22 protein-coding genes, 1 pseudogene and 1 riboswitch are annotated in these 24,166 nt (G+C 54.8%); of the genes and pseudogenes, 2 read left to right on the forward strand and 21 right to left on the reverse strand.

The annotated features are described in order from the left end of the window. Positions 1-88: 88 nt before the first annotated feature. The 5 genes from recG to NMQ00_RS09705 form a co-directional block, all read right to left on the reverse strand. Positions 89-2,119 carry an ATP-dependent DNA helicase RecG gene (recG, locus tag NMQ00_RS09685; protein ID WP_255176529.1) on the reverse strand — a complete coding sequence of 677 codons (2,031 nt, stop codon included), beginning with the start codon at positions 2,117-2,119 and terminating at the stop codon, positions 89-91. Further along, positions 2,106-2,993 carry an L-serine ammonia-lyase, iron-sulfur-dependent, subunit alpha gene (sdaAA, locus tag NMQ00_RS09690; protein WP_255176530.1) on the reverse strand — a complete coding sequence of 296 codons (888 nt, stop codon included), beginning with the start codon at positions 2,991-2,993 and terminating at the stop codon, positions 2,106-2,108. The genes recG and sdaAA overlap by 14 nt, the downstream gene beginning before the upstream one ends. A gap of 12 nt (positions 2,994-3,005) precedes the next feature. Further along, positions 3,006-3,668, reverse strand: coding sequence for an L-serine ammonia-lyase, iron-sulfur-dependent subunit beta (gene sdaAB, locus NMQ00_RS09695; RefSeq protein ID WP_255176531.1), 663 nt, complete (start codon positions 3,666-3,668; stop codon positions 3,006-3,008). 63 nt (positions 3,669-3,731) lie between these two features. Beyond that, entirely contained in the window at positions 3,732-5,423 is a 1,692-nt protein-coding gene (locus NMQ00_RS09700) for a DAK2 domain-containing protein (RefSeq protein WP_255176532.1), read from the reverse strand. Positions 5,424-5,445: 22 nt separating this feature from the next. After that, positions 5,446-5,808: an Asp23/Gls24 family envelope stress response protein gene (locus NMQ00_RS09705; protein WP_016509701.1), complete on the reverse strand. Its 363-nt coding sequence runs from the start codon at positions 5,806-5,808 to the stop codon at positions 5,446-5,448. Positions 5,809-6,061: 253 nt separating this feature from the next. Between NMQ00_RS09705 and rpmB the strand changes: the two genes are divergently transcribed. Further along, a complete protein-coding gene (gene rpmB, locus NMQ00_RS09710; protein WP_015881349.1) occupies positions 6,062-6,250 on the forward strand; it encodes a 50S ribosomal protein L28 in 189 nt (62 codons plus the stop codon). A 58-nt stretch (positions 6,251-6,308) separates the two neighbouring features. On the opposite strand, the gene NMQ00_RS09715 is transcribed toward rpmB, so the two are convergent. The 14 genes and pseudogenes from NMQ00_RS09715 to gmk all read right to left on the reverse strand — a co-directional run bounded on the left by NMQ00_RS09715 (position 6,309) and on the right by gmk (position 20,180). Then, complete coding sequence (locus NMQ00_RS09715; protein ID WP_255176533.1) at positions 6,309-6,896, reverse strand: thiamine diphosphokinase; 588 nt, start codon at positions 6,894-6,896, stop codon at positions 6,309-6,311. Further along, on the reverse strand, positions 6,896-7,468 hold the full coding sequence (gene thiT / locus NMQ00_RS09720) for an energy-coupled thiamine transporter ThiT (protein WP_255176534.1): 573 nt from the start codon (positions 7,466-7,468) through the stop codon (positions 6,896-6,898). Before thiT ends, NMQ00_RS09715 begins: the two co-directional genes overlap by 1 nt. 75 nt (positions 7,469-7,543) lie before the next feature. Further along, positions 7,544-7,645: riboswitch (TPP riboswitch) on the reverse strand. Positions 7,646-7,664: 19 nt separating this feature from the next. Continuing rightward, the gene (gene rpe, locus NMQ00_RS09725) at positions 7,665-8,321 is read right to left on the reverse strand and encodes a ribulose-phosphate 3-epimerase (RefSeq protein WP_255176535.1); all 657 of its coding nucleotides are present in this window, start codon (positions 8,319-8,321) and stop codon (positions 7,665-7,667) included. A gap of 1 nt (position 8,322) precedes the next feature. Continuing rightward, positions 8,323-9,207 carry a ribosome small subunit-dependent GTPase A gene (gene rsgA, locus NMQ00_RS09730; protein ID WP_255176536.1) on the reverse strand — a complete coding sequence of 295 codons (885 nt, stop codon included), beginning with the start codon at positions 9,205-9,207 and terminating at the stop codon, positions 8,323-8,325. A 44-nt stretch (positions 9,208-9,251) separates the two neighbouring features. Beyond that, complete coding sequence (gene pknB / locus NMQ00_RS09735) at positions 9,252-11,189, reverse strand: Stk1 family PASTA domain-containing Ser/Thr kinase (RefSeq protein ID WP_255176537.1); 1,938 nt, start codon at positions 11,187-11,189, stop codon at positions 9,252-9,254. A gap of 5 nt (positions 11,190-11,194) precedes the next feature. After that, the gene (locus tag NMQ00_RS09740) at positions 11,195-11,929 is read right to left on the reverse strand and encodes a Stp1/IreP family PP2C-type Ser/Thr phosphatase (protein WP_255176538.1); all 735 of its coding nucleotides are present in this window, start codon (positions 11,927-11,929) and stop codon (positions 11,195-11,197) included. Between the two features lie 8 nt (positions 11,930-11,937). After that, positions 11,938-13,023 (reverse strand): dual-specificity RNA methyltransferase RlmN, encoded by a 1,086-nt coding sequence (gene rlmN / locus NMQ00_RS09745; protein ID WP_255176539.1) that lies wholly within the window; start codon positions 13,021-13,023, stop codon positions 11,938-11,940. A 2-nt stretch (positions 13,024-13,025) separates the two neighbouring features. After that, positions 13,026-14,354: a 16S rRNA (cytosine(967)-C(5))-methyltransferase RsmB gene (gene rsmB, locus NMQ00_RS09750; RefSeq protein WP_255176540.1), complete on the reverse strand. Its 1,329-nt coding sequence runs from the start codon at positions 14,352-14,354 to the stop codon at positions 13,026-13,028. Position 14,355: 1 nt separating this feature from the next. Then, a complete protein-coding gene (gene fmt / locus NMQ00_RS09755) occupies positions 14,356-15,270 on the reverse strand; it encodes a methionyl-tRNA formyltransferase (protein WP_369696461.1) in 915 nt (304 codons plus the stop codon). Positions 15,271-15,309: 39 nt separating this feature from the next. Further along, a pseudogene (gene def / locus NMQ00_RS16385) lies at positions 15,310-15,741 on the reverse strand (peptide deformylase); the annotation flags it as partial. An 11-nt stretch (positions 15,742-15,752) separates the two neighbouring features. Next, positions 15,753-18,077: a primosomal protein N' gene (gene priA, locus NMQ00_RS09760; protein ID WP_255176542.1), complete on the reverse strand. Its 2,325-nt coding sequence runs from the start codon at positions 18,075-18,077 to the stop codon at positions 15,753-15,755. Then, positions 18,074-19,264, reverse strand: coding sequence for a bifunctional phosphopantothenoylcysteine decarboxylase/phosphopantothenate--cysteine ligase CoaBC (gene coaBC / locus NMQ00_RS09765; protein WP_255176543.1), 1,191 nt, complete (start codon positions 19,262-19,264; stop codon positions 18,074-18,076). The genes priA and coaBC overlap by 4 nt, the downstream gene beginning before the upstream one ends. A 59-nt stretch (positions 19,265-19,323) precedes the next feature. Then, positions 19,324-19,533 carry a DNA-directed RNA polymerase subunit omega gene (gene rpoZ, locus NMQ00_RS09770; protein ID WP_255176544.1) on the reverse strand — a complete coding sequence of 70 codons (210 nt, stop codon included), beginning with the start codon at positions 19,531-19,533 and terminating at the stop codon, positions 19,324-19,326. Further along, positions 19,533-20,180: a guanylate kinase gene (gmk, locus tag NMQ00_RS09775; RefSeq protein WP_052090097.1), complete on the reverse strand. Its 648-nt coding sequence runs from the start codon at positions 20,178-20,180 to the stop codon at positions 19,533-19,535. The genes rpoZ and gmk overlap by 1 nt, the downstream gene beginning before the upstream one ends. Before the next feature lie 131 nt (positions 20,181-20,311). Here gmk and NMQ00_RS09780 point away from each other — a divergent pair, with 131 nt between their 5' ends. Then, a complete protein-coding gene (locus tag NMQ00_RS09780) occupies positions 20,312-22,000 on the forward strand; it encodes an Rqc2 family fibronectin-binding protein (RefSeq protein WP_255178707.1) in 1,689 nt (562 codons plus the stop codon). 339 nt (positions 22,001-22,339) lie between these two features. Here NMQ00_RS09780 and NMQ00_RS09785 read toward each other — a convergent pair whose 3' ends face one another. Both NMQ00_RS09785 and NMQ00_RS09790 read right to left on the reverse strand, forming a co-directional pair. Then, positions 22,340-23,275, reverse strand: coding sequence for an FUSC family protein (locus NMQ00_RS09785; RefSeq protein WP_131433836.1), 936 nt, complete (start codon positions 23,273-23,275; stop codon positions 22,340-22,342). After that, positions 23,272-24,072, reverse strand: a complete 801-nt coding sequence (locus tag NMQ00_RS09790; RefSeq protein WP_255176545.1) for a hypothetical protein — start codon at positions 24,070-24,072, stop codon at positions 23,272-23,274. The genes NMQ00_RS09785 and NMQ00_RS09790 overlap by 4 nt, the downstream gene beginning before the upstream one ends. Positions 24,073-24,166: the final 94 nt, after the last annotated feature.

Raw genomic sequence — 24,166 nt, forward strand, 5'->3', positions numbered from 1 at the left:
TTCCCTCCTAAACTCTATGCTAAAGAACTTAATACCTGGTACTAATAGCAGTATATATTCTTTAGATTTTATTTTCAAGTGTTGTTTCTCATTCCAAGCGTCCCCCGACGAGCAAGTCGAGTCGCTTCAAGTATTGACGGAGCGGCGCATACGTCGCCTCGTTCCAAAACGCTTCGCTGCCGAGCAGACGGACCGCGTCTTGCATCGCCACTTCCATGACTTTTAAATCGAGCACCGGGTCGGCGACGCGGAAACTCGGTAGACCGCTCTGGGCCGTCCCAAAGAAATCACCGGCACCGCGCAGCTCCAAATCCTTCTCGGCTAACACGAAACCATCGTTCGTCTCCGTCATCGTCTTCAAGCGAAGCTTCCCGACATCCGACTTCGGGTCCCCTACCAATATACAATAAGATTGGTCGGCACCTCGACCGACACGCCCCCGTAACTGGTGCAGTTGGGCCAAGCCGAACCGTTCCGCGTCATGGATGATGATGAGCGATGCGTTCGGAACGTTCACGCCGACCTCGACGACCGTCGTCGAGACGAGGATTTGGAGCGCATTGCTAGCGAACGCCTTCATGACGTCATCTTTCTCGGTGCTCGACAGTTTTCCGTGCATGAGACCGACCGTGTAGTTCGGGAAGCGTTCCCGTAACATGTCGTAGAGTGCGGTCGCACTCTCGACCTCGAGCGTGTCCGATTCCTCGATGAGCGGCGCGATCACGTACGCTTGCCGTCCGAGCGCGAGTTCGCGCTCGACCATCGCATGGACCTTGTCGATTTGGTCGGTCTTCGCCCAATACGTCTCGATCGGCTTCCGCCCGGCCGGCATCTCGTCAATCGTCGAGACGTCCATCTCGCCGAAAGCGCTGATGGCAAGCGTCCGCGGAATCGGTGTCGCCGTCATATAGAGCACGTCGGCGAGTTCAGCCTTGTCGCGGAGCATCTTGCGCTGTTCGACCCCGAACCGGTGTTGTTCGTCGGTAATCGCCAAATGTAGGCGCGAGAACTCGACCGGTCCTTGAATCAAGGCGTGCGTGCCGACGATGATATCGACCTCCCCCGCTTTGATCGCTTGAAGCAACTCATTACGGGCCTTGCCTTTGACCGAACTCGTCAACAAACCGACTCGAATGCCGTACGGCTCGAACAGTGCCTGGAGCGAGGCGAGATGCTGCTCGGCCAAAATCTCGGTCGGGACCATGAGCGCCCCTTGATAGCCGGCGCTCACCGTCGCATACAAGGCGATCGCGGCAACGACTGTCTTTCCGCTCCCGACATCTCCTTGTAGCAATCGATTCATCCGTTCGGGTGTTTCTAAATCACCGACAATCTCCCGGATGACGCGCGTCTGTGCCCCTGTCAACGGGAACGCAAGTTGTTTGACGAACTCGTTCAATTGAGGCTTATCAAGTGTAAGGGCTCGTCCTTTGCCCGATCGTTCCATCTTCCGGAACGCCTGGAGCTTCAATTGATAGAGCAGACACTCTTCATAGACGTAACTCCGGCGTGCCTGTTTATACGTGTCGACCGAATCGGGGAAATGCATCCCTTTCAACATCGCCTCCCGGTCCTCGAGACGATAGCGTTGCCGAATCAATTCGGGTAGACGGTTCTCGAACGAGGTCGTCTGTTCAAACGCGAGTTTGACGATGCGGCTGAAGTTTTTCTGGGTCAGACCGGCCCGAAGCGAGTAGATTGGTTGCAGCCCGTCCGACAGTTCGCCGAACTCAAGGTCGGTCGCGCTGATCGTCATCCGGTTCATGTCCCATTTCCCTTTGACCGTCACGGTGGCACCGAGCGTGAGCTTGTCTTTATAGAACGCCCGGTTGAACATCGTCACGTGGACGACGTAGCGCTCCTCGAGCAACAGCCGGAATTGGAGTCGGTTCTTGCCTTTACTGTAATAGCGAACGAGCGGTGCCGCCTGGACGGTGCCGCTCCATTTGACGAGGTCACCGTGGATGGCCGTCGTCACGGTGCCGCTATTATAATTTTCATAACGAAACGGGACGTGCTCCAGCACGTCCTCGATTCGTTCGAGACCCATCGTCTCTAATTTTTTGGCCATCTCTGGCCCGACCCCTTTAAGCGTCGTCAACGCCTCACTTTTTGACATTTTCTTTCTCTCCAAAGATGTTCCGTTCGAGACGACGGGCCGTCGGCGTATTGGCGAGACCGCCCCGGGCCGTCTCTTTCAACGCGGTCGGCATCATCTGTCCAATCTCATGCATCGCCGAGATGACCTCGTCGCAAGGGATGCGAGACGTGATGCCGGCGAGGGCCATATCGGCCGCGACGATGGCGTTCGCCCCGCCCATGGCGTTCCGTTTGACGCACGGCACCTCGACGAGCCCTGCCACCGGGTCACAGACGAGACCGAGCATGTTTTTCAGGGCGATCGCAAATGCTGTCGCCGATTGTTCCGGGGTCCCACCGGCCGCTTCGACGATGGCCGCGGCGGCCATCCCGGTCGCTGAGCCGACTTCCGCCTGACAACCACCGGCCGCCCCCGAGATCGAGGCGTTGTTGGCGACGACGAAGCCGAACGCCCCTGATGTGAACAAGTAGCGGACCATCGCGTCACGATCCATCTCCAGACGGTCTTTCACCGCAAACAACGTACCTGGTACGACGCCCGCGCTTCCGGCGGTCGGGGTCGCGCAGATGCGTCCCATCGCCGCATTGACTTCATTCGTGCCGATCGCTTTCGCGACCGCATCTAAAATCAAGTCTCCGGCGAGCGATTTGCCGGAACGGATATAGTCGGTCATGAGCACGGCATCGTTCCCCGTCAGCCCCGTCACGGACGTCACGCCTTCGAGTGCCCGCGCGACCGCTTCTTCCATCACTTCAAGGTTGCGTTCCATCATACCGACGACGTCTTCACGCGTCGAGCGTCTGACGTGCACTTCTTGCTCAATCATCACTTCTGAAATCGGAATGCCTCGTTCCGTTGCCGTTCTGACTAATTCTTCTACTGATTTAAACATATTGGTTTCTCCTTATTCCCCAAAGATGGCTACCCGCTCGATTTGAGGTAACCGCTCAATTTCCGCTAGCACGTCTTTTGACAAATGGTCATCAATCTCGATCGCCATGAGCGCTTGTTTGCCTTTCTCATGACGACTCACTTCCATATGGCCGATATTCAACTCATGCCGGGCCAAAATACCCGTCACGGCCGCGATTGCCCCGAAACGATCGTGGTGCAAGACGACGAGTGCCGGCCCGCCGCCCGACAATTTGAGCGGGAATCCGTTCAACTCGGTGATCTCGATCGTCCCGCCGCCGATTGAGATCCCGACGATCTCAAACGTGCCATCCTTGTCTTCTAGCCGGACGCGAGCCGTGTTCGGATGATCCGTCAGCGCGTCGCTCGTCTCAAAGACGACCTCGATGCCGCGCTCTTTCGCGATATCGAGCGCTTGCGGGATACGCAAATCAAACGTATCGAAGCCCATGATGCCGCCGACGATGGCGACATCGGTACCGTGCCCCCGATACGTATCGGCGAACGAACCATAAAACGTGATGTGCGCGAGCTTTGGCGTCCGCCCGAACAGCTTCCCGGCCATGAGGCCGATGCGTGCGGCGCCGGCCGTATGCGAACTCGATGGACCGACCATGACCGGTCCGATGATATCAAACACACTGCGATATTTCATCGCATTTCCCCCTTTCAAAAAAACCCTACCTTCATTATACAGAAGGTAGGGCTGAGTTACAGCTTATTCCACACTAAAAATGTAGGAGTAGAGCGGTTGTTTCCCGTCATGAACCTCGATTTCAATCTCGTCGTTCTTTGACTCGATGTAAGCCGAGAGTGCTTCGACGTCTTCCGCTGACGAACCTTCGCCCGTCAAGATCGTGATGATCTCATCGTCGGCATCGACGAGGGCGTCGACTAATCTCTTCGCCGCTTCGAGGCTCGAGGCCGATGAGGCGACGATCTTCTTCTCGGCGATCGCCATGTGGTCGTCTTTACGAATCTCGACACCATCGATGCTCGTATCACGGACCGCATACGTCACTTGACCAGACTTGACGGTACTTGCCGCCGTCTTCATGACGTTTTCGTTCGTGTCGACATCGGCTTCCGGGTTGAACGCGATCGCTGCCGCGAGTCCTTGTGGCACCGTCTTCGTCGGAATGACCGAGACGCCGCAAGGTGCGACCGATGCCGCTTGTTCGGCAGCCATGATGATGTTCGAGTTGTTCGGGAAGATGAAGACGTGATCCGCGTTGGCCGCTTCAATCGCCTTGACGATATCTTCCGTCGACGGGTTCATCGTCTGACCGCCTTCGATGACGTGAGCCGCCCCGAGTGAACGGAACAAGTCGCTGACGCCTTCGCCCATTGCGACCGTGACGATCGCATATGGCGCTTTCGCCTTTGGAGCCGTCGGAGCAGCCGTTTGGACGCCATGCTGGTTGGCACCGTGCTCTTCTTCTAAGATGGTCGAGTGCTGTTGACGCATGTTCTCGATTTTGACAGCGACGAGCTCGCCGTAGCGCTGCCCTTTCGTGATGACGTCGCCTGGCGTCTCGACGTGAACGTGAACTTTGAGCAACTCTTCGTCCGCGACGACGAGGAGCGAGTCGCCGAGTTCAGACAGTTCGTTGCGGAACGTGTCCTCGTTGAACGGGGCGTCTTTTAGTTTCTCGTCTTGGAAACGGACCATGATTTCCGTGCAATACCCGAACTCGATGTCTTCGGTCGACATGAATCCTTGCGCGGCGTGGGCATGATGTTCAGCTTCGATGAGCAAATCCATGACCGGTGCATGTGGTTTCTCAAGCTCTTTGCCTTCAAGGCTCGCGAGGAACCCTTCATAAATGACGAGCAGTCCTTGACCGCCTGAATCGACGACGCCGACTTCTTTTAAGACCGGCAGTAAGTCCGGTGTCCGCTCGAGTGAAGCTTTCGCTTCCACGATCACGCGTTCCATGAACTCGTTGAAGTCGCTCGTCGACTCTGAAGCACGGAGCGCTTCGTCGGCCGCTTCACGAGCAACCGTCAAAATCGTTCCTTCAACCGGTTTCATAACCGCCTTGTATGCCGTGTCGACGCCACGTTTCAATGCCTCGGCGAAATCGACTGTCGACACTTCTGTCTTTCCTTCGATCGCTTTACCGAAGCCACGGAACAACTGGCTCAAAATAACACCCGAGTTCCCACGTGCCCCCATCAAGAGACCGCGTGCAAACTTCGATGAGACGTCAGCGATATTCGCCGAGCCGAGTGCGGCCACTTCTTTCGCACCCGATGTCATCGTTAAATTCATGTTCGTCCCCGTATCGCCGTCCGGCACCGGGAAGACGTTAAGCGAATCTACATAATCCGCATTCTGGCTCAAGTTGGCTGCACCGTTCGCGACCATGTTCGCGAACACCAATCCATCTAAACGTTTTAAACCCACACCAAATCCTCCTTCGTTCTCGTCAGTCATTCGTCAGACGAACGCCTTGTACGAATATGTTTACCGACGAAACGTTTAATCCTAAAGTTTCACCGAGCGTGTATTTCACACGGCTTTGCACGTTGTATGCGACTTCCGACACTTTCGTCCCGTAGCTCACAATGATGTGCATGTCGATATGTACGTCTTCTCCATCTTGACGTACGACCACGCCTCGGGCGTAGTTTTCACGCTTCAATAGTTCTGCAATCCCGTCTTTCAATTGAGCTTGAGACGCCATGCCCACAACGCCGAAACATTCCATCGCCGCACCGCCTGCGAGTGTTGCGACCACGTCGTTCGTGATGTCAATATTGCCATATGTTGTCTTCATTTCAATTGCCATATGGAGTAGCCTCCTTCATTCGGAATGATTCCTTCACTACATTCTACAATAAGTACCTAGTTATTAAAAGAACCTGCTCCATAAACTCGGTCAATTGTAGCCGTAACCCTCATTCATTATTAAAATCCTTTCCAGTAATGTCAAGTTTTTTTCTTGTCATCCTATGATTTTCTAGTTGCATCGTGAAAAAACCCGTGCTAATATAAACGAGTGTCTATTAGGACGAACCCACATAAAAAAGGAGGGGAAACGCATGGCACGTAAATGCTACGTAACAGGTAAATCACCTAAATCAGGTAACAACCGTTCGCACGCACTCAACAAGACAAAACGCACTTGGGGTGTAAACGTACAAAAAGTTCGTATTCTCGTTGACGGTAAACCTAAACGAGTTTGGGTTTCAGCTCGCGCTCTTAAATCAGGTCTCGTTGAACGCGTATAATTTTTATACACGAACGAAATAAATCCCAGCGGCATTCGCCGATGGGATTTTTTTGTGTTCATTTTTTGACATACAGCACGAGCACCATGCCTTCATGGACGAGAAGATCCGCCGTGTCGGCATCCCATTCGTTCGAGATGGTGAGCGCCTCATGGCTGACGACATCGTGACGGTCGAGCGGATATTTGACACCACGGATGGTGACGTTCGCCTGCTTCCACGGGATAAGAGACAAATAGTAATCGTTTTGACGCGGGAGTTCATAGCGCCCCGTCCCGACGAGTCGTACCGTCTGCCCTGCGGTGATGAGACGCATCTCGGGATACGCCTCGAGCAAACCGACATTGCCAAGCGTCATATCGAGCCGCCCGCCGAGAGCACCGTAGACGAGCATCTCTGTCGCTCCGTGGCCGCGAGCCGCCTCGAGTGCGATCTCAAGGTCGGTCACATCTTTTTCAGACGGATAGCGGACGGCGTCTCTCGGCACTTCGCCCGTGAACGAATCAAAATCGCCGACGACGAGGTCCGGGGTCAGCCCGTGGGCTAACAGCGTCTCGTACCCCCCGTCGACGCCGATGACGTAATCGACGTCAGCAGGGAGGCTAGAAATCGGTTCCGGGCTGGCTGCTACAATCAGCACCCGCATCAGCGGACGTCCCGGGTCGCGAGCGTGGCGAAACGTGGCGCCGATACGAACAAGAGGACGAGGACGACGGCCGACACGAGGAAGGACGGGAGCATGTACGTCATGTTATAGGCGAACGAGTAGGCGACGACCGGCCCTTCCGCATATTGTGCGAAGAAGACGATTCCCGACAAGACGTGGGCCCCGTAACGAAGCAATGAACCGAGGAGCGCCCCGAGCACCAAATAGACGACGAGCGTCTTTTTTGCCTCATCCTTGGCGGCTCGTTTCACTTGACCAGCGAACAGTCCCGCCATACCGACGACACCGTAAGCGAACGTGTAGTCGAGCAGGAACTGGACCGGTGTGAAGATGTAGGCCCCGAACAGCAGTTGCAGCGTTCCGACGAGTGCACCGGTCGCGAGTCCGCCTTTCAAGCCGTGACGATACGCCATCACGAAAATCGGCAACATCGCCAAGCTGATTGACCCGCCTTGCGGCATCCGGAACGGGATGAGTAAATCAAAGATCAACCCGAGTGCGGCGAACAATGAGATTTCAATGAGCGCCTGTAGTTTTAAACGTTGTTTCATCTTATTCCCTCCTTATATATGAGCGAACGACAAAAAGCAGCATGACGTAAACGCCATGCTGCTATCGAGTAGCAACGTGCATTTTCGCCACATCCCTACGTCCGTGTGAACGGAACAGGTTCAAAGGGTTAGCGTGATGCCTCTCAGCCACAGAATGTGACACCCCTTGCGACAATATTTGTTGTTCTATGGACGATTATACACGAGATGCGTTGCGAATGCTATCGATTGCGTCTTTATAGCTCGGCTCGTTATAGATGGCTGACCCGGCCACGAGCACGTCAGCCCCGGCATCGATGCATAATTTCGCCGTCTCTGCGTTGACGCCACCGTCGATCTCAATTTCAAAGTCGAGACGACGCGCTTGACGTATCTCATCCAGCGCTGCGATTTTCGGGACGACCGATTCGATGAACTTTTGGCCCCCAAAGCCAGGGTTCACCGTCATGAGGAGGACCATGTCGACGTCCCCGAGCACGTGTTCAATCGACGAGAGCGGCGTGTGCGGGTTGAGAACGACGCCACATTTGGCGCCGGCCGCCTTGATTTGTTGGAGCACGCGATGCAAGTGATTCGTCGCTTCAACGTGGACCGTGACGATATCCGCTCCCGCCTTGATGAAATCTTCAACAAACCGTTCTGGCTGGTCGATCATCAAATGGACGTCGAGTACCATGTCCGACTTTTTCCGTAAACTCGCGAGCACTGGGAGCCCGATCGAGATGTTCGGGACGAATTGACCGTCCATGACGTCAAAATGGATGTAATCCGCGCCGGCCTCTTGGACCGCCTTCACTTCTGCCTCTAAGTTGGCGAAGTCCGCCGCTAAAATCGATGGTGCAATTTTAATCATGTCAGTACCTCCGTTGTCTATCGTTTAACTCTGCCATAAACGTAACATAATTCTCATAACGGGTGGAAGCGATTTCTCCGGCTTCGACGGCCGCTTTGACGGCACAGCCTGGCTCATTCAAATGGGCACAACCACGGAATTTGCAATTGTCATGCCGCTCGACGAACTCAGGGAAACACCAACGCATCTCCTCGACTTCAAGTTCTTCCGGGAACTCGAGGCTCGAGAAACCAGGCGTGTCAGCGACGAGCCCGTCAGCGAGCGTGATGAGCGTGACGTGACGCGTCGTGTGCTTGCCTCGGCCGAGCGACTTCGAGATTTTCCCGGTCGCGAGTTCAAGCTCCGGCGCGACCGCGTTCAAGAGCGAACTCTTGCCGACCCCGGTCTGTCCGGCAAATACACTCGTCTTCTCTTTGAACGAACCGCGAATTTGTTCAATCCCCGACCCGTCCTCGGTAGACGTCTCGATGACCTCATAGCCGATTGAGCGGTATAAGGCTGCTGCTTCGTGAATCGTTTTCCGTTCCGACTCCGTCAACAAGTCCATCTTCGTCAAGACGATAATCGGATGGACTTGCTTCGATTCGATCAAGACGAGGAAACGGTCGAGCAGATGGAACGAGAACGCCGGCTCCTTGACCGAGAACAGCAAGAACGCTTGATCGATATTGGCAATCGGCGGACGGACGAGATGGTTCGAACGCTCGTCGACGGCCAATATATAACCGGTGCCGTCCCCTTGGTCTTGGATATCGACATCATCGCCCACGACAGGCGAGATGTTCCGGTTGCGGAAATTGCCGCGGGCGCGACAACGGATCTCTTGTTTCTGTTCCGTCATGACGTCATAAAAGCCGCCTTGTAATCGAATAATCGTACCTTTCATTCCATTCCCTCCTTAGAAAAAGAGGCGACGCGCACGCCACCTCTTCATTGTGAATCTTTTGCTTGTGCGTAAGTCACCGTATCCGTTCGAACGACTTCACCATCGACTTCAATCGTCGCGGTTCCGACTTCGTCCGGTGCGATGACGAGCGTGTACGAATACGTCGTTGTCTCCGTTATCTTATCACGCAACACCTCGACTTCGCCACGGGCGTCGACCGTCCGAATGACGACTTCGAGTGCCTCGGCTTCTTCGCCTTCAGCGGGCGGCTCGATTTCGACGTTGACTTCCCGTTCGATTGAGACGTCGGTCGGTTCGACACCTTGCGACACAATGACGGTCAATTCCGTCCCCGGGTCGACTGCCGTCCCGGCCGTCGGGAGTTGACGGATGATTTGATTCGCAGGAACGCTCGTTGAATACTCGTCACGTTTGACGATTTTCAAGCTATTCTGTTCGGCATACGTCGTCGCTTCCTCGAACGTATAGCCCGCCAAGTTGGCGAGTTCGATCTTATTGCTGCCCGTCGACACGACGAGCGTCACCGTCTCTTCAGATGGGACGACTTCGTTGCCCGGGGCGATCGATTGGGAGATGACATCCCCGCTATCGACCGTTTCGGACGCCTCTGACTGAATCTCGATATCCGTGAAATCAAGGTCTTTGAGCGTCCGTTCGGCCGCCGACTGAGACAACCCTTCAACGTCCGGCATCTCGACCGTCTCTTTCCCGGCCGAGACGACAATCGTCACGGTCGTCCCACGTTTCGGCTTCCGTCCGGCTTGCGGCGTCTGGGAGATGACGTCCCCGGCGGCAATGTTGTCGCTCGCCCGTTCAGTCGCCTCGACGACAAAACCGGCCGCTTCGAGTTCGGTCGTCGCCTCGTCGCTCGTCATGCCGACGACGTCCGGGACGACGGCACGGGACATCTCATCGGCGATGACGTACGCCCCGATCCCGCCACCGATCAACAGGAGAGCGAGCAAAATCCAGAGCCACCACTTCTTCTTCCGTTTCGGTTTGTCTTTCACGGGTTCACTTGCTGCAACCGGTTGTTCCGGTGCCTCTTTGACGTTCGGTTCATCCGGCACGACAGGCGCCATGACGAGCGTCTGATCAAACGCATCTTGCTCCGCGTTCGACCGCTTCGGTTCGTTCGCACGTTCCGAATCGAGTGACGTCATGCAATCCTTTTTGAACGCGGCGACCGAGGCATGACGGGCACCCGGAGACTTCGCGAGCGCCTGCATGATGCAGTTCTCGAGCGCTTGCGGGATGTTTGGGTTCAAATCCATCGGTCGAATCGGGTCGTCTTGCAGATGTTGCAATGCGACGGCGACCGGCGTCTCGCCGATGAACGGCACTCGGCCAGTCACGAGTTCATAGAGTACGGCGCCGAGCGAGTAAATATCTGACTTCTCATCGGCGAACTTTCCGCGCGCTTGCTCTGGAGAAAAGTAGTGAACCGACCCGAGGACCGACATCGTATGGGTCAGCGTCGCGTTCGACATGGCCACTGCAATCCCAAAGTCCGTCACTTTGACGTTGCCGCTTTGATCGATCATCATGTTTTGGGGTTTGATATCCCGGTGAATGATTCGATTCGCATGGGCGTGGTCAATCGCATCACAAATCTGTCCCATGATACGGAGCGCCTCGTCGACAGATATGTACTCTTCTTGTAAATATTGTTTCAGCGTCATCCCATCGACATGTTCCATGACGATGTAATAGATGTCGCGTTCGTCTCCGACGTCGTAGATGGCGACGATATTCGGATGGTTCAGACTCGCCGCCGCATGGGCTTCTCGTTCGAACCGGCGTATAAATTGTTCATTATGCGAGAATTCAGATCGCAACACTTTGATGGCGACGGTTCGGTTTAAGATCTCATCGTGAGCCCGGTAGACATTTGCCATGCCGCCGCTGCCGATTTGCTGTTCGATCCGATAACGATCGTTGATTCGTTCTCCACTTCGCATCGGATTCATCCTCTCTTTCTATCTGTGAACTGGACGAGGGCAACGGTGATATTGTCACTCCCACCCAAACGGTTGGCTTGATCGATTAATTGATCCGCCTTGACGTCCGCCGAAACAGGGCGTTCCAAGACTTGCTTGATCTCTTCATCGGTCAAATGAGTCGTCAAGCCGTCCGTACAGATTAAAATCGTATCAAACTCGGGTTCGGCAAACACTTGCAGATCAGGTTCGACATGCTCTTTCGAGCCAATCGCACGTGTGATGATGTTACGTTTCGGGTGGACCCGCATCTCTTCCTCGGTCAATTCTCCGAGTTGTTTTAACACGTTGACGTAAGAATGGTCTTCCGTCAATTGTTGGAGTTTATTCTCACGCAAGGCATACACACGGCTATCCCCGACGTGGACGATGACGATCGTCTCATCATGCCAACAGACACCGGCGATCGTCGTCCCCATCATGAGCAGGTTTGCTTGTTTCGAGAAGTCGAGCACTTGCTCATTGGCCAGTTCTACGTTGTGGCGAAACCAATTCTCCATCTCCATCGGTGAGGCCGGAAGCGTCGGGAAGGCACGACGAAACTGCTCGATGACGAGCTGACTCGCGACCTCCCCGGCTTCATGCCCTCCCATACCGTCAGCCACGAGAGCGATTCCGGCACGCTCGTCCCCTAAAATCAAGACGGCATCCTCATTCTGCGCTCTCACTTGGCCCCGGTCGGTTCGGTATGCTAATTCCATCTTCCTGATTACCTCGTTTCTTGTTCGCGCTCCTTCGCTCGAAGCTGCCCACAAGCCGCATCGATATCCGAACCTTGTTCGCGACGAATCGTCACGTTCACTTTTCGATCTTTGAGCACTTTTTCAAAGGCAAAAATTTGTTTACGTGGTGTGCGGACGTAGTCGCGCTCGAGCACGTGGTTGACTGGAATCAAGTTGACGTGGCATTTGACGCCTTTCAACAAGTCAGCGAGTTGATGCGCGTGTTCTTCCGTGTCGTTGACCCCGCCGAATAAACCGTATTCGAACGTGATGCGGCGACCGCTCTTCTCTGTATAGTAGTTGACGGCTTCCATCAACTTGTCCAAGTTGTAGGCACGGTTGATTGGCATGAGACGTGTCCGAATCTCTGTCGTCGGTGCGTGAAGCGAGATGGCGAAGTTGATGCGCATCCCTTCATCGGCGAACTTGTAGATTTTCGGTACGATCCCGCTCGTTGACACGGTGATGTGGCGTGAACCAATGTTCAAGCCGTCGTCGTGGTTGACCGTGCGCAAGAAACGCATCAATTCGTCATAGTTGTCGAACGGCTCGCCGATACCCATGACGACGACCGAGTCGACACGTTCGCCGCTCGCGTCGAGCGCGCGTTGCACGTCGAGGACTTGGGCCGTGATTTCACCGGCTTCTAAGTTACGCTTCAAACCGCCGAGCGTCGAAGCACAGAACGTGCAACCGATGCGGCAGCCGACTTGTGTCGTGACACAGACCGAGTTACCGTACTCATGGCGCATGAGCACCGTCTCGATCGAGTAGCCGTCTTGGAGCTCGAACAAGAACTTGATCGTTCCGTCCTTTGATTCTTGACGGACGAGTTCTTTCAACGTCGTCAATTGGAACGCCGCGTCTAATTTCTCGCGGAGTGGTTTCGAGACGTTCGTCATATCGTCGAACGATGTCACACGCTTGACGTACATCCAGTCATATAACTGTTTCGCGCGGAACGATTTTTCTCCTGCCTCGATGAGCCATTGTTCGAGCTCCGAGTACGTGAGGGAATAGAGGGACGGCTTGGCACCGACTAATGGATTTTTTTCAACTGCTTTTGGATTCATGTTTATACCTCTTTCTTGAATGCGGCGATATAGAAACCGTCCGTCCCGAACGACGTCGGGAGTAATTTGAGTTCAGCGCGGTCCGATGACATCATCGGCCGCAATACTTGGGGAAGACGGTCTTGGAGTGTCTCATCCCACGTCAATCCGTTCGACAAAATGTAATCGGCCTGCTGTTCATTCTCAGTCGGGTCGATTGTACATGTCGAGTACACTAGCGTACCACCTCGTTTGAGGAGTGGCAAGACAGCGTCGATGATTTCACGTTGGACTTTCGGGAGTCCGGCAAGGGCAGATTTGTCCTTCGTCCATTTGATGTCGGGCTTGCGACGGATGACACCGAGTCCCGAGCATGGGACATCGAGTAAGATTCGATCGAAGCTTTCCGGTTCGAATTGGTCCCCGGCCTGGCGGGCATCGAGGGCAAGTGCGGTCACTCCATCGATATGCAGACGCTTCGCTTGACGTTCAATCAACTTCGCTTTATGCGGATGCAAGTCGAGGGCGACGAGCGTTCCACCGTCCATGCGTTCGGCCGTATGCATCGCTTTTCCACCTGGTGCGGCACACGCGTCGAGCACGCGTTCCGCCTTCCCGGCTTGAAGCGCATCGGCGACAATCATTGAGCTCTCGTCTTGAATCGACAACAAGCCCATATCGATGAACGCCGTCGAGTGCACGTTTCCGGATTCGATGACGAGACCGTCCGCCGACAGCTGTGACCGCGACGCGACGACATCGACTTCGGCAAGCCGTTCAATCATCTCCTCAACGGTGACGCGCTGGCGGTTGACCCGCACCGTGACCGGCGCCGGCTCATTGTTCAGTTTACACATCGCTTCGGTCGCTTCGACGCCGTACGTCTCCACCCATTCAGCGACGAGCCAATCGGGATGGCTATGTTCGATGGCAATCCGTTCGGCGTCCGGCAACGTGCTCAAATCCGGGAACCCGTCCCGGATGACGTTGCGCAAAACACCGTTGACGAACTTGCCAGTGCCCGAGTGGCCCCGTTTTTTCGCGATCTCGACCGCTTCGTGCAACACGGCCCGATCCGGGATCTTGTCGAGATAAAACAGTTGATAGACGCTCATCCGTAAGAGCGGTAAGACGAAACGATCCAATTTTTTAGGGTTTTGGACCCGCTTCTCTAAAATATAATCGAGCGTCCGTTTCCGGCCGAGCGTCCCGTAGACGAGCTCCGTGTAAAGGCCGACGTCTTTCGTCGCCAATTTCTTCTGTTTCAATAAATCGTTGACCGCAATCGTCGAATAGGCGCCGCCTTGTTCGATTTTGATTAGCGTATCAAGCGCTGCTACTCGTACGTTCATATTATCCTCCTAGTCGATCGCCGACTTGTAACTTTTGGCCGGCCCCACGCATAAACGTGGCCCCATCCATTCGTTTTTTACCAGATGGTTGCAAATCGACCACTTTAATGGCGACCGCGTCGCCTGTTGCGACGACAAACCCATCTTCTTCAAGTCGTACAATCGTTCCCGGTTCACCCGTTCCTGTCGTTTTCGATCCGAAGAACAGTTTGACCCGTTCGCCCGCAATCGTCGTATACGCCGTTGGGAACGGATTCATCCCTCTGATATGGTTATAAATGTCTGCGCCGGAACGGGTCCAGTCAATCTGTTCCCGCTCGCGGCTGATGTTCGGTGCGAACGTTACGTCACGCTCGTCTTGAGGCACGGCTTCAATCCAACCAGCAAGGAAGGCAGGAAGCGTCTTGAGCAACAAGTCCGATCCTGCGACCGCGAGCTTGTCGAACAACGTGCCGACCGTGTCCAATTCTTCAATCGGGACGACCGTGTTGGCAATCATATCGCCGGCATCGAGTTTATCGACCATGTACATGATCGTGACGCCCGTCTCCTTGTCCCCGTCGAGGATGGCTTGATGGATCGGGGCACCGCCCCGATGTTTCGGCAAGAGCGAGGCATGGACGTTGATGGCGCCATGCTTCGGTGCTTCTAACAGTTCGGTCGGGACGATTTGTCCGTACGCCGCCGTCACGATCAAGTCCGGCTCGAGTGCCAAGATGTCGGCGTAATCGGTGCGCACCTTTTCAGGCTGTAACACCGGGATATCGTGGCGCAGGGCACACTCTTTCACCGGCGTCGGTTTCAGTTCGCGTTTTCGTCCGACCGGCTTGTCCGGTTGTGAGACGACACCTACGACATTGTATCCTTCTTCGAGCAAGCGCTCAAGTACGGATACGGCAAACGTCGGTGTGCCCATAAAGACGATCCGTTGATCCGTCCCTTTTTCTGGCACGGCGAGTTTGTCCGTGAACAACACCCCGTCGAGATGATCGATCTCATGTTGAATCGCCCGGGCGAAGAAACCGCTCGCTTTCACTTGTTGGTAGCGGCCTTTCATGTCTTGCGTCTTGACGACGATCGTCTCATGCCGTTCGACGAAACCGAACTCTCCCGGGATGCTTAAGCACCCTTCTAGGCCGACCTCGCTTCCCGACGTCTCGATGATTTCTGGATTGATCAAGATGAGCGGACCGGTCTCGTCATCGGTATGGACGACGGCGAGCCGTTGGTTCAAGTTGACCTGTGGGGCGGCCACGCCGACGCCGTCATATTCGTACATCGTGTCGAACAGTCGATCGACCGTCTGGCGCAACTTTTTATCAAACTTCGTCACCGGATCACACGTGACCCGTAAAATCTCATTAGGGATCTCTACTACTTTATACATCTGGTTCCACCTCACATGAATACGTATGGGTTTACGTCGATACTCAATTGATATTCTTTTTTGCTGATTGCCTTTGCTCGCGCCTGTTGCAACGCGGCGAGGACCGGATATAGCGCTTCAGGGTGTTTCGTCTTGATGAACAACTGATAGCGGTACAAGTTCTTTAGTTTCGACAGCGGCGCCGGCATCGGGCCGTTCAGCCGCGACTGCGCCACATGCGCCTCGACGAAATCAGAGGCGAACAGCTCGGCCTCGGCTTGGGCGACGAGCGGGCTCTCTGCTGCGAACGTGACGAGCGTGACGTACCAATACGGCGGATGGTTGCCGACTTGGCGCAACTGCATTTCACGGGCGAAGAACGACTCATAGTCGTGTTCGCTTGCCGTCTCGATGACGTAATGGTCCGGGTTGTACGTCTGGACGTACGCCTCTCCCGGTAAGCTGCCCCGTCCGGCCCGTCCGGCGACTTGGGTCACGAGCTGGAACGTGCGCTCGGTCGCCCGGAAATCGGGCATGCCGAGCGTCGCATCCGCTGCGAGCACGCCGACGAGCGTCACGTTCGGGAAATCGAGCCCTTTGGCAATCATCTGCGTACCGAGCAAAATGTCGGCTTCCCCATCTTCGAAGCGTTTCAACAGTTGTTCGTGCGAGCCTTTCCTAGACGTCGTGTCTTGGTCCATCCGGATGATGCGCGCCTCTGGGATCCGGTTCAACAGCTCGGTCTCGATTTTTTGCGTGCCGGTGCCGAACTGTTTGATTTTCTTACTGTCACACGTCGGACACTTCGACGGCATCCCAATCTCATAGCCGCAGTAGTGGCATTTGAGCCGGTCGCCGTGTTGATGGTACGTCAAGTTGACGGCACAGTGCGGGCAGGTGAGCCCTTCCCCGCAATCACGGCACATGACGAACGTCGTGAAGCCGCGACGGTTGAGCAAGATGACGCACTGTTCTTTTTTGGCGATGCGGTCGTTGATGGCGACGAATAAATCTTCCGAGAACATCGTCGTGTTGCCTTTGGCGAGCTCGCGCCGCATGTCGATAATATGGACGGGCGGCATCTCGCCCCCGTACCGTTCACTCAATTGCAGGTAGCGGTAGACACCTTTTTGGGCGCGGGCGTAAGACTCGAGCGACGGGGTCGCACTTCCGAGCACGACCGGACACTCATGGTAATGCGCCCGCCAAATCGCGACGTCGCGCGCATGATAGCGCGGGTTCTCTTCTTGCTTGTACGTCGTCTCATGCTCTTCATCTAAGATGAGCAAGCCGATGTTTTCGAGCGGTGCGAAGATGGCCGAGCGGGCCCCGACGACGACATCGACTTCTCGTCGTTTGATTTTCCGCCATTCGTCGTACTTTTCGCCTTGCGATAGAGCGCTATGGAGCACGGCGACCCGGTCGCCGAAACGGCGTTTGAACCGTTTGACCATCATCGGCGTGAGCGAGATTTCCGGCACGAGCAAGATTGCCTGTTTGCCATCATCGACGACTTGACCGATCGCTTCGAGGTAGACCTCGGTCTTCCCGCTGCCGGTGACACCGTGCAAGAGTAACGTCTCCCCGGCTTCGGCGTCGCGGATGGCATGGACAGCCGTCGCTTGACTGTCATTCAATTCGACCGTCTCGACGACCTGTTCAATCGTCGCATACGGGTCGCGGTTCAGTTCTACCTCGGTCACGTTGACGGCACCGAGCGACTCCATTTTTTGCAGTTGCGCGCGCGATAACCCGATTTGACGTAACGATGACCAATACATGCGCGGTACGTCCTGCAGCAACTGAATCGCTTCTTGTTGTTTCTTTGCCCGGGCCGGGATGAGCGTCGCATCGATGAGTTCAATGACGAGGTCCGTCTTGACCGTCCGTTTTTCTTTTAATACCGGCGCGAGCAAGATGTCCCCTTTTTTGGCGAGCGCCAAGATGATGGACTGCGTCTCTTTCGGATACTCGGAAAGATGGGTGCCGGCCCGAACGCCGTCTGGGAGCGTCTCGCCTTTGATTTCTTTGTCGTAGCTCACTTTCAGCGCCGCCGGCAGCATCGCTAGAAGCGCCGACGACCGGAAACAGAGCGTCGTCTCTTTCACGTGGGTCGATAAGTCGAGCAGTTCATCCGTGAGTGAAGACTCTTCATCCAATAACGCTTCGAGCGGTTTCAAGCCTTCCCGTGTCCCTTCCGACACACCGGTCACGATTCCGAGCAGGCGGCGTGAGCCGAACGGGACCGAGACGCGCATGCCCGGTTCGATCAATGTCTCGAACTGGGGCGGCACTTCATAATCGAACGGCCGATCGATCGTGATGACCGGGGCGTCGACGTGGACGTGGGCGATCATCGTAAATCTTCCTTAAAGTGGGTGAGCAACTCGACAGCGAGCTCGCGTTTGCTTTGACGAGGCAAGCGGACATGGGCCCCGTCCGCGCGGAACAACATGACCTCGTTGTCGTCAGAGCGGAAGCCGATATCCGGCTGCGACACATCGTTGGCGACGAGGTAATCGACCCGCTTGCGGGCGATTTTATCGCGCGCGTGTTGCTCGAGGTTCTCCGTCTCGGCCGCAAAGCCGACGAGGAGCTGATGCGTCTTCTTCTCACCGAGTGTTTTCAAAATATCGGTCGTCTCTTCAAGCTCGATCGTCAACGGCCCATGTACTTTTTTATGTTTCTCGGTGTGGACCGTCTTCGGACGATAATCGGCGACAGCGGCCGATTTGATGACGAGATCTTGGTCATCGAAGCGTGCGAGCACCGTCGCGAGCATATCTGACCCGGATTCGACGGCGATGGCAGTTACACCGTCCGGTACCGGTACTTGCAACGGACCGTGGACGAGCGTGACGTAGGCTCCCATGTCGCGGGCCGCCTCGGCGAGCGCGACGCCCATCTTGCCCGACGAGTCGTTCGATAGGAACCGTACCGGGTCGATGCGTTCAACCGTCGGCCCCGCCGTGATCAATACTTGCTTCCCGAGCAGATGTTTCGGGACGAACTGGCTCTCGATGATCCGGACGAGGTCTTCCGGTTCCGGGAGACGCCCTCCTCCGATCCAACCACAAGCGAGGTTGCCGACGCCCGGTTCGATGATTTGATAGCCGAACGTTTTGAGCGTTTCGATATTGCGGCGTGTGGCCGGATGTTCGAGCATATTGACGTTCATCGCCGGTGAGACGATGACGGGGCACTTCGCGGCTAAAATCGAGGTCGTGATGAAGTCATCGGCAATACCGGCCGCGAGTTTCGCGATCATGTTGGCCGTTGCGGGTGCGACGACGATCAAATCACTCGTATCGACGACGTCGATGTGGGCGATTTTGGTCGGGTCGTGTTCCTCGAATACGTCGGTGTATACCGGATTGCGGCTGAGCGCTTGAAACGTCGCTTTTCCGACGAACTCCTCGGCTGAAGCAGTCATCGCCACGCGCACGTTCGCACCGGCCTGGACGAGTTTCGACGTGAGCGCGCACGCCTTATACGCCGCGATGCCACCGCTCACACAAAGCAAGATATTCCGATCGTTCAACATTCACATTTCTCCCCCTTATAGACAATGAGACCCAAGTCGCATCCGACTTGGGTCACAATTCATCCGTTGTTCTTTTCGTTCACGATGATTGTCGTGTCACCCGAGAATATTTCTTCTAGCGCTTGACCGACCGGCTTATACGATTTTGGCACGGCGACTTTCGCTGCTTTTCCGTCCTGAATTTGGCGGGCCCGCTTCGCGGCCACCGTTACAATCGTGTATTTCGACGGGATGATACGTTGTAAGGCATCAATCGAAGGGTATAACATTAAATGACCTCCATCATGGCTTTTTTATAGAGAGATGCGACACGTTCACGTTTACAATGCTCGGCCGTCACGATCGCTTTAATACGGTCGATCGCTTTGTCCACTTCATCATTCGTAACGACGTAATCGTATGCATCCATCAATTCAATTTCTTCCCGGGCGACGAGCAAGCGTTGCTTGATCACATCTTCCGATTCCGTACCTCGACCGACTAAGCGGTTGCGTAGTTCTTGCAAGCTTGGCGGAGCCAAGAATAAAAAGACCGCTTCCGGGAAACGCTCTTTCACTTGGAACGCACCTTGGACTTCGATCTCAAGGATGACGTCTCTTCCGCTCTCGAGTGTCTCACGAACCCATTCGACCGGTGTCCCATAATAGTTGCCGACAAATTCAGCGTGTTCGAGCAATTGATCGTGCTCAATCATGTCTTCAAATTGTTCTCTCGTCTTAAAGAAGTAATGTACGCCTTCCACTTCCCCTTCACGCGGTTTCCGGGTCGTCGCCGAGACCGAATATTGAAGGTTGTTGTCTTCTTCCTCACGGAGCACGCGGCACACTGTACCTTTTCCGACGCCGCTCGGTCCAGACAAGACGATTAATAATCCTCGTTCTTTAAAATTCACTGCAAGACCTCCATCTTCTAACATCACATTTAATTATAATAGCAGTCAATCAATTGTTCCGGCAAGAAGAAGTTCGGATTTCCTACTTCATCGTACCATATTTTCCATGAATCTGATAACGTAGAGACAGAAAAAGAACAAAGGTGATGAGACTAGTGGCATATGATGGATTAATGACATATCGTGTTGTAACAGAATTACAAGCTCTCGTCGGGGGGCGCATCAATCGCGTGCACCAACCGTATTCCCTCGACTTGATGATTCAAGTCCGCTCGAACCGCCAAAGCGTCCAATTGCTCGTTTCGGCGAACGCGATGTACGCACGGCTCCAACTGACGGATAACCCGACAAAGAACCCGCAAGAACCTCCGATGTTTTGCATGATGCTCCGGAAGCACATCGAAGGCGGCTTCATCACGGCAGTCGAACAAGTCGGTCGTGACCGTGTCATCGTCTTGTCGATCCGTTCGCGAAACGAACTCGGGGATGAAGAAAATAAGAAAGTATACATCGAACTGATGGGACGTCACTCGAACGTCGTGTTGACGAACGAGGACGGCAAGATTTTGGATGCGATCAAGCACCTGCCGCCGTCACAGAACACGTACCGGACGATCATGCCGGGCAGTGACTACTTGTTGCCTCCGGCCCAAGACAAGTGTGACCCGTTGACAGAACGCGAGGCTGGCTTGAAGCGCATCGATTGGAACGCCGGAAAACTCGACAAGCAGCTCGTGGCCAGTTTCGCCGGGCTCAGCCCGCAAATCGCCCAAGAGATCGTCCACCGGGCCAAACTTCCGAACCGGGCTAGCATCGAAGAGGCGTTCGTCAGCGTGATGGCCGACCTCGAAGGCCCATACGTCTTCCAACAGCTCACTTCCGGCAAAGAACGCTTCAGTCCGATCGTGCTCACGTCAGGCGAAATCGCTTCGGAAGAACGCTACGAGACGAGCAAGGAAGTGCTCGACCGCTTCTTCTATGAGAAAGCGAACCGGGACCGCGTCAAACAACAAGCGCATGACGTCGAGCGTCTGCTCAAATCCGAGCTCGAGAAAAACCTGTTGAAACGGAAGCGCCTGCTCGATGATTTGAAAGGAACGGAACGGTCCGACGAGCTCCAGAAATACGGGGAGCTGTTGACGACGTATTTGTTCCAACTCGAGAAAGGCATGACCGTCGCCCACGTCGTCGATTATTATGACGAGGAAGGCGGCATGATCGACATCCCGCTCAACAAGCTCAAGACGCCGAACGAGAATGCGCAAGCGTACTACAAGAAATACAATAAGTTGAAAGTCGCCAAAGTCGAAGTGCAGAAACAAATCGAATTGAACGATGCCGAGATTGAGTATTTAGAGACACTCGTCGCCCAGCTCGACGTCGCCTCACCGGCCGATATCGTCGAAATTCGAGAAGAGTTGGCTGAAGGCGGCTATATGAAACAACGGAGTCAGAAGAAAAAACAAACGAAGAAAGTTTCGCTCGAAGCGTATACGTCGTCGACCGGGACAGAATTTTTCGTCGGCAAGAACAATACGCAAAATGACTACTTGACGTTCAAGTTCGCCCGTCGCGATGAGATTTGGCTTCACGTGAAAGACATTCCCGGATCCCACGTCATCATCCGCTCGAGCGAGCCGGACGAGACGACGCTGCTTGAAGCGGCGACGGTCGCGGCCTACTTCTCGAAGGCCCGTGCCTCGAGCGGTGTGCCGGTCGATTACACGAAAGCACGCTACGTGAAAAAGCCGAGCGGCGCCAAACCTGGATTCGTCATCTATACGGACCAGCAGACGGTGTACGTCACGCCGGATGAGCGGCTCGTCAAATCACTCCAGCAATAAGTAGCAAAACCTCGGCCGGCACCCTCCGTTCCTGGGGCGATGCGGATGCCTACGCAGTGCGTACCGCACTTTACGGGGTCATCCTAGCATCGCTCTCCCCTAGGAGTTCGGGTGCCGACCCGGGCATCTTTTTGATTTTCCTCTAATACGTAAAGATGAAAGATTGCTTGTCCGTGGCGCCGAAGACTCCTACAGGATAGCAATCCGACGGAGACCCAGCAGCGACATCAGTCGCGATGCGGCTCCGGGATTGCCTGTGGAAAGCGAAGGCGCCGGAAGGACGAGTTCTCAATCAACCAATCATGAAATAAGGCCCTGTCATCGCGACGGGGCCTTCGTTTATTTCGGATTATGTTTGAACGCTTCGAGCTGTTCATGATAGTCGAGCAAGTGCCCGTGTAAGATTTCAGAAACGGATAAATCTTCGTGTGGCAATGTGAACAGCGAATACGGCTTGTCACACGTGTAGAGGATGTCGTGATGATGCGCGAGGAGATATAAAAACTCGGATTCGAACGCCCGGCGTTCTTCCTCACCCATCAATAATAGTGCCTCGCGATGTTCGGCGAGACTCTCGAGCAACAAGACAAGCTTGTCCTCAAGGTGAATCAATAACCGGTACTGCTTGATCGTCAAATGCTTCAATTTCACGTTCGTCACTTTCATATCCTCTTGGAGCATCATGTGCAGCTCCTGATGCCCGAGGATGCGGGCTCGTGTCTCGAGCAATTCCGACGGGGACCCGACGAGTTCGCGCCAATGATGGAACATGTAGGCCGATGTCTTTCGAATTTCACTAAGCAACCGATCTTCATAACGAGGCGGCAAGAACGCATAGTTGACCCCGAGTGAGACGAAAACACCGACGGCCGTCAACAGCGAACGGGTCCACGCATAATGGAAGAAATCGGTCGTCGGGTTCTCGAGCATGAGCACGATTGCGAACGCCGCGTACGTCGACATATGCGTCTTATCGAATGTCGTGTTGAGCGTGAGCGCGACGATGACGGCGAGTCCGATTGAGATCGGGTTGACCCCGAACGCGTAGACGATCAAAAGACCACACATGAGCCCGACGATCGTCCCGAAGATTCGGCTGAAGACGATGTTCGATGACCGTTTCACGGTCGGTTGCATCGCGACGACGGCCGCGATTGCCCCCATGCCTGAATAGATGCCAAACACGTACCACGACAAGGCGATCGTGATGGCGACGGCAATCCCCGTCTTCAATGTCCGGAGCCCGACTTTTGGGATGTATCGTTTGTTGATCATTTCAGTTCGACCTTTCCTGTCTCGGAAATGAGTTCGATATTCGGTCGGTTCGAGTTCGACAGATGGTACACGCCGCCCCCGATTTCCTTGAACCGATCTGACGCCGTCACATTGCCCGTCGTCGTGACGTTCACTTGTCCGGTCGCGTTGCGCGGCTCGTAAGCGAGCGTCCCAGCCTCGGTCTGAACCGTCAAGCTTTGATTGACGACGATGTCACCCACGGTCGCATTCCGATAGGATCGGATATCTCCCGTGACGACACGGACGGTCTCTAGTGTCGCATCACTCCGCGTCTCGACACGAAGTCGATCACTTTCGAGTTTCTTTACATTGACTGCGTTCGCCTCCAAGATGATCGTCTTGGCGATCAGTCCTTGTCCCGTCACTTGCTCGGCCTCGACATTGATTGACGTCATCGAGCTCGGCAAGGCGACGCGAATCTTGTAACGGGACGGCACATCGCTCGCCCGGCTGCCAAATTGACTCAGCTGGCCATACCGCTCGACGACCGAGATTGTGTCACCGACCGACTTGACTTTGATGCGACGCTCTTTCGAGTTCGTCTGCAACACTTCAATTTGAACCTTTTCATTCGTGCTCCGAACAAATTCGACGTTGCCGTGCGCCGTCTCGAGCCGAAGTCTCTTCATCTGGTATCGGTCCTCGTACGTGTCCCCGAGTGCCAACACGTGGCTGAATATGAATAAATTCAAGAAAAAGATGAGGGGCAAGACGGTGAGGACGAGTCCGAACGCGATTTTACGATGTTTCGGGATGGCTTGAAAGCGAGATTTCAAGGATTTTCCCTTTATTCTAGAATACGCCATACACATCTCCTTTGTTGACTGCTTTCCCTATTCTAACATGTTCAGTATGCCATGTACTGAATAG

It is taken from the genome of Exiguobacterium aurantiacum (assembly GCF_024362205.1).
Lineage (GTDB): Bacteria > Bacillota > Bacilli > Exiguobacteriales > Exiguobacteriaceae > Exiguobacterium > Exiguobacterium aurantiacum_B.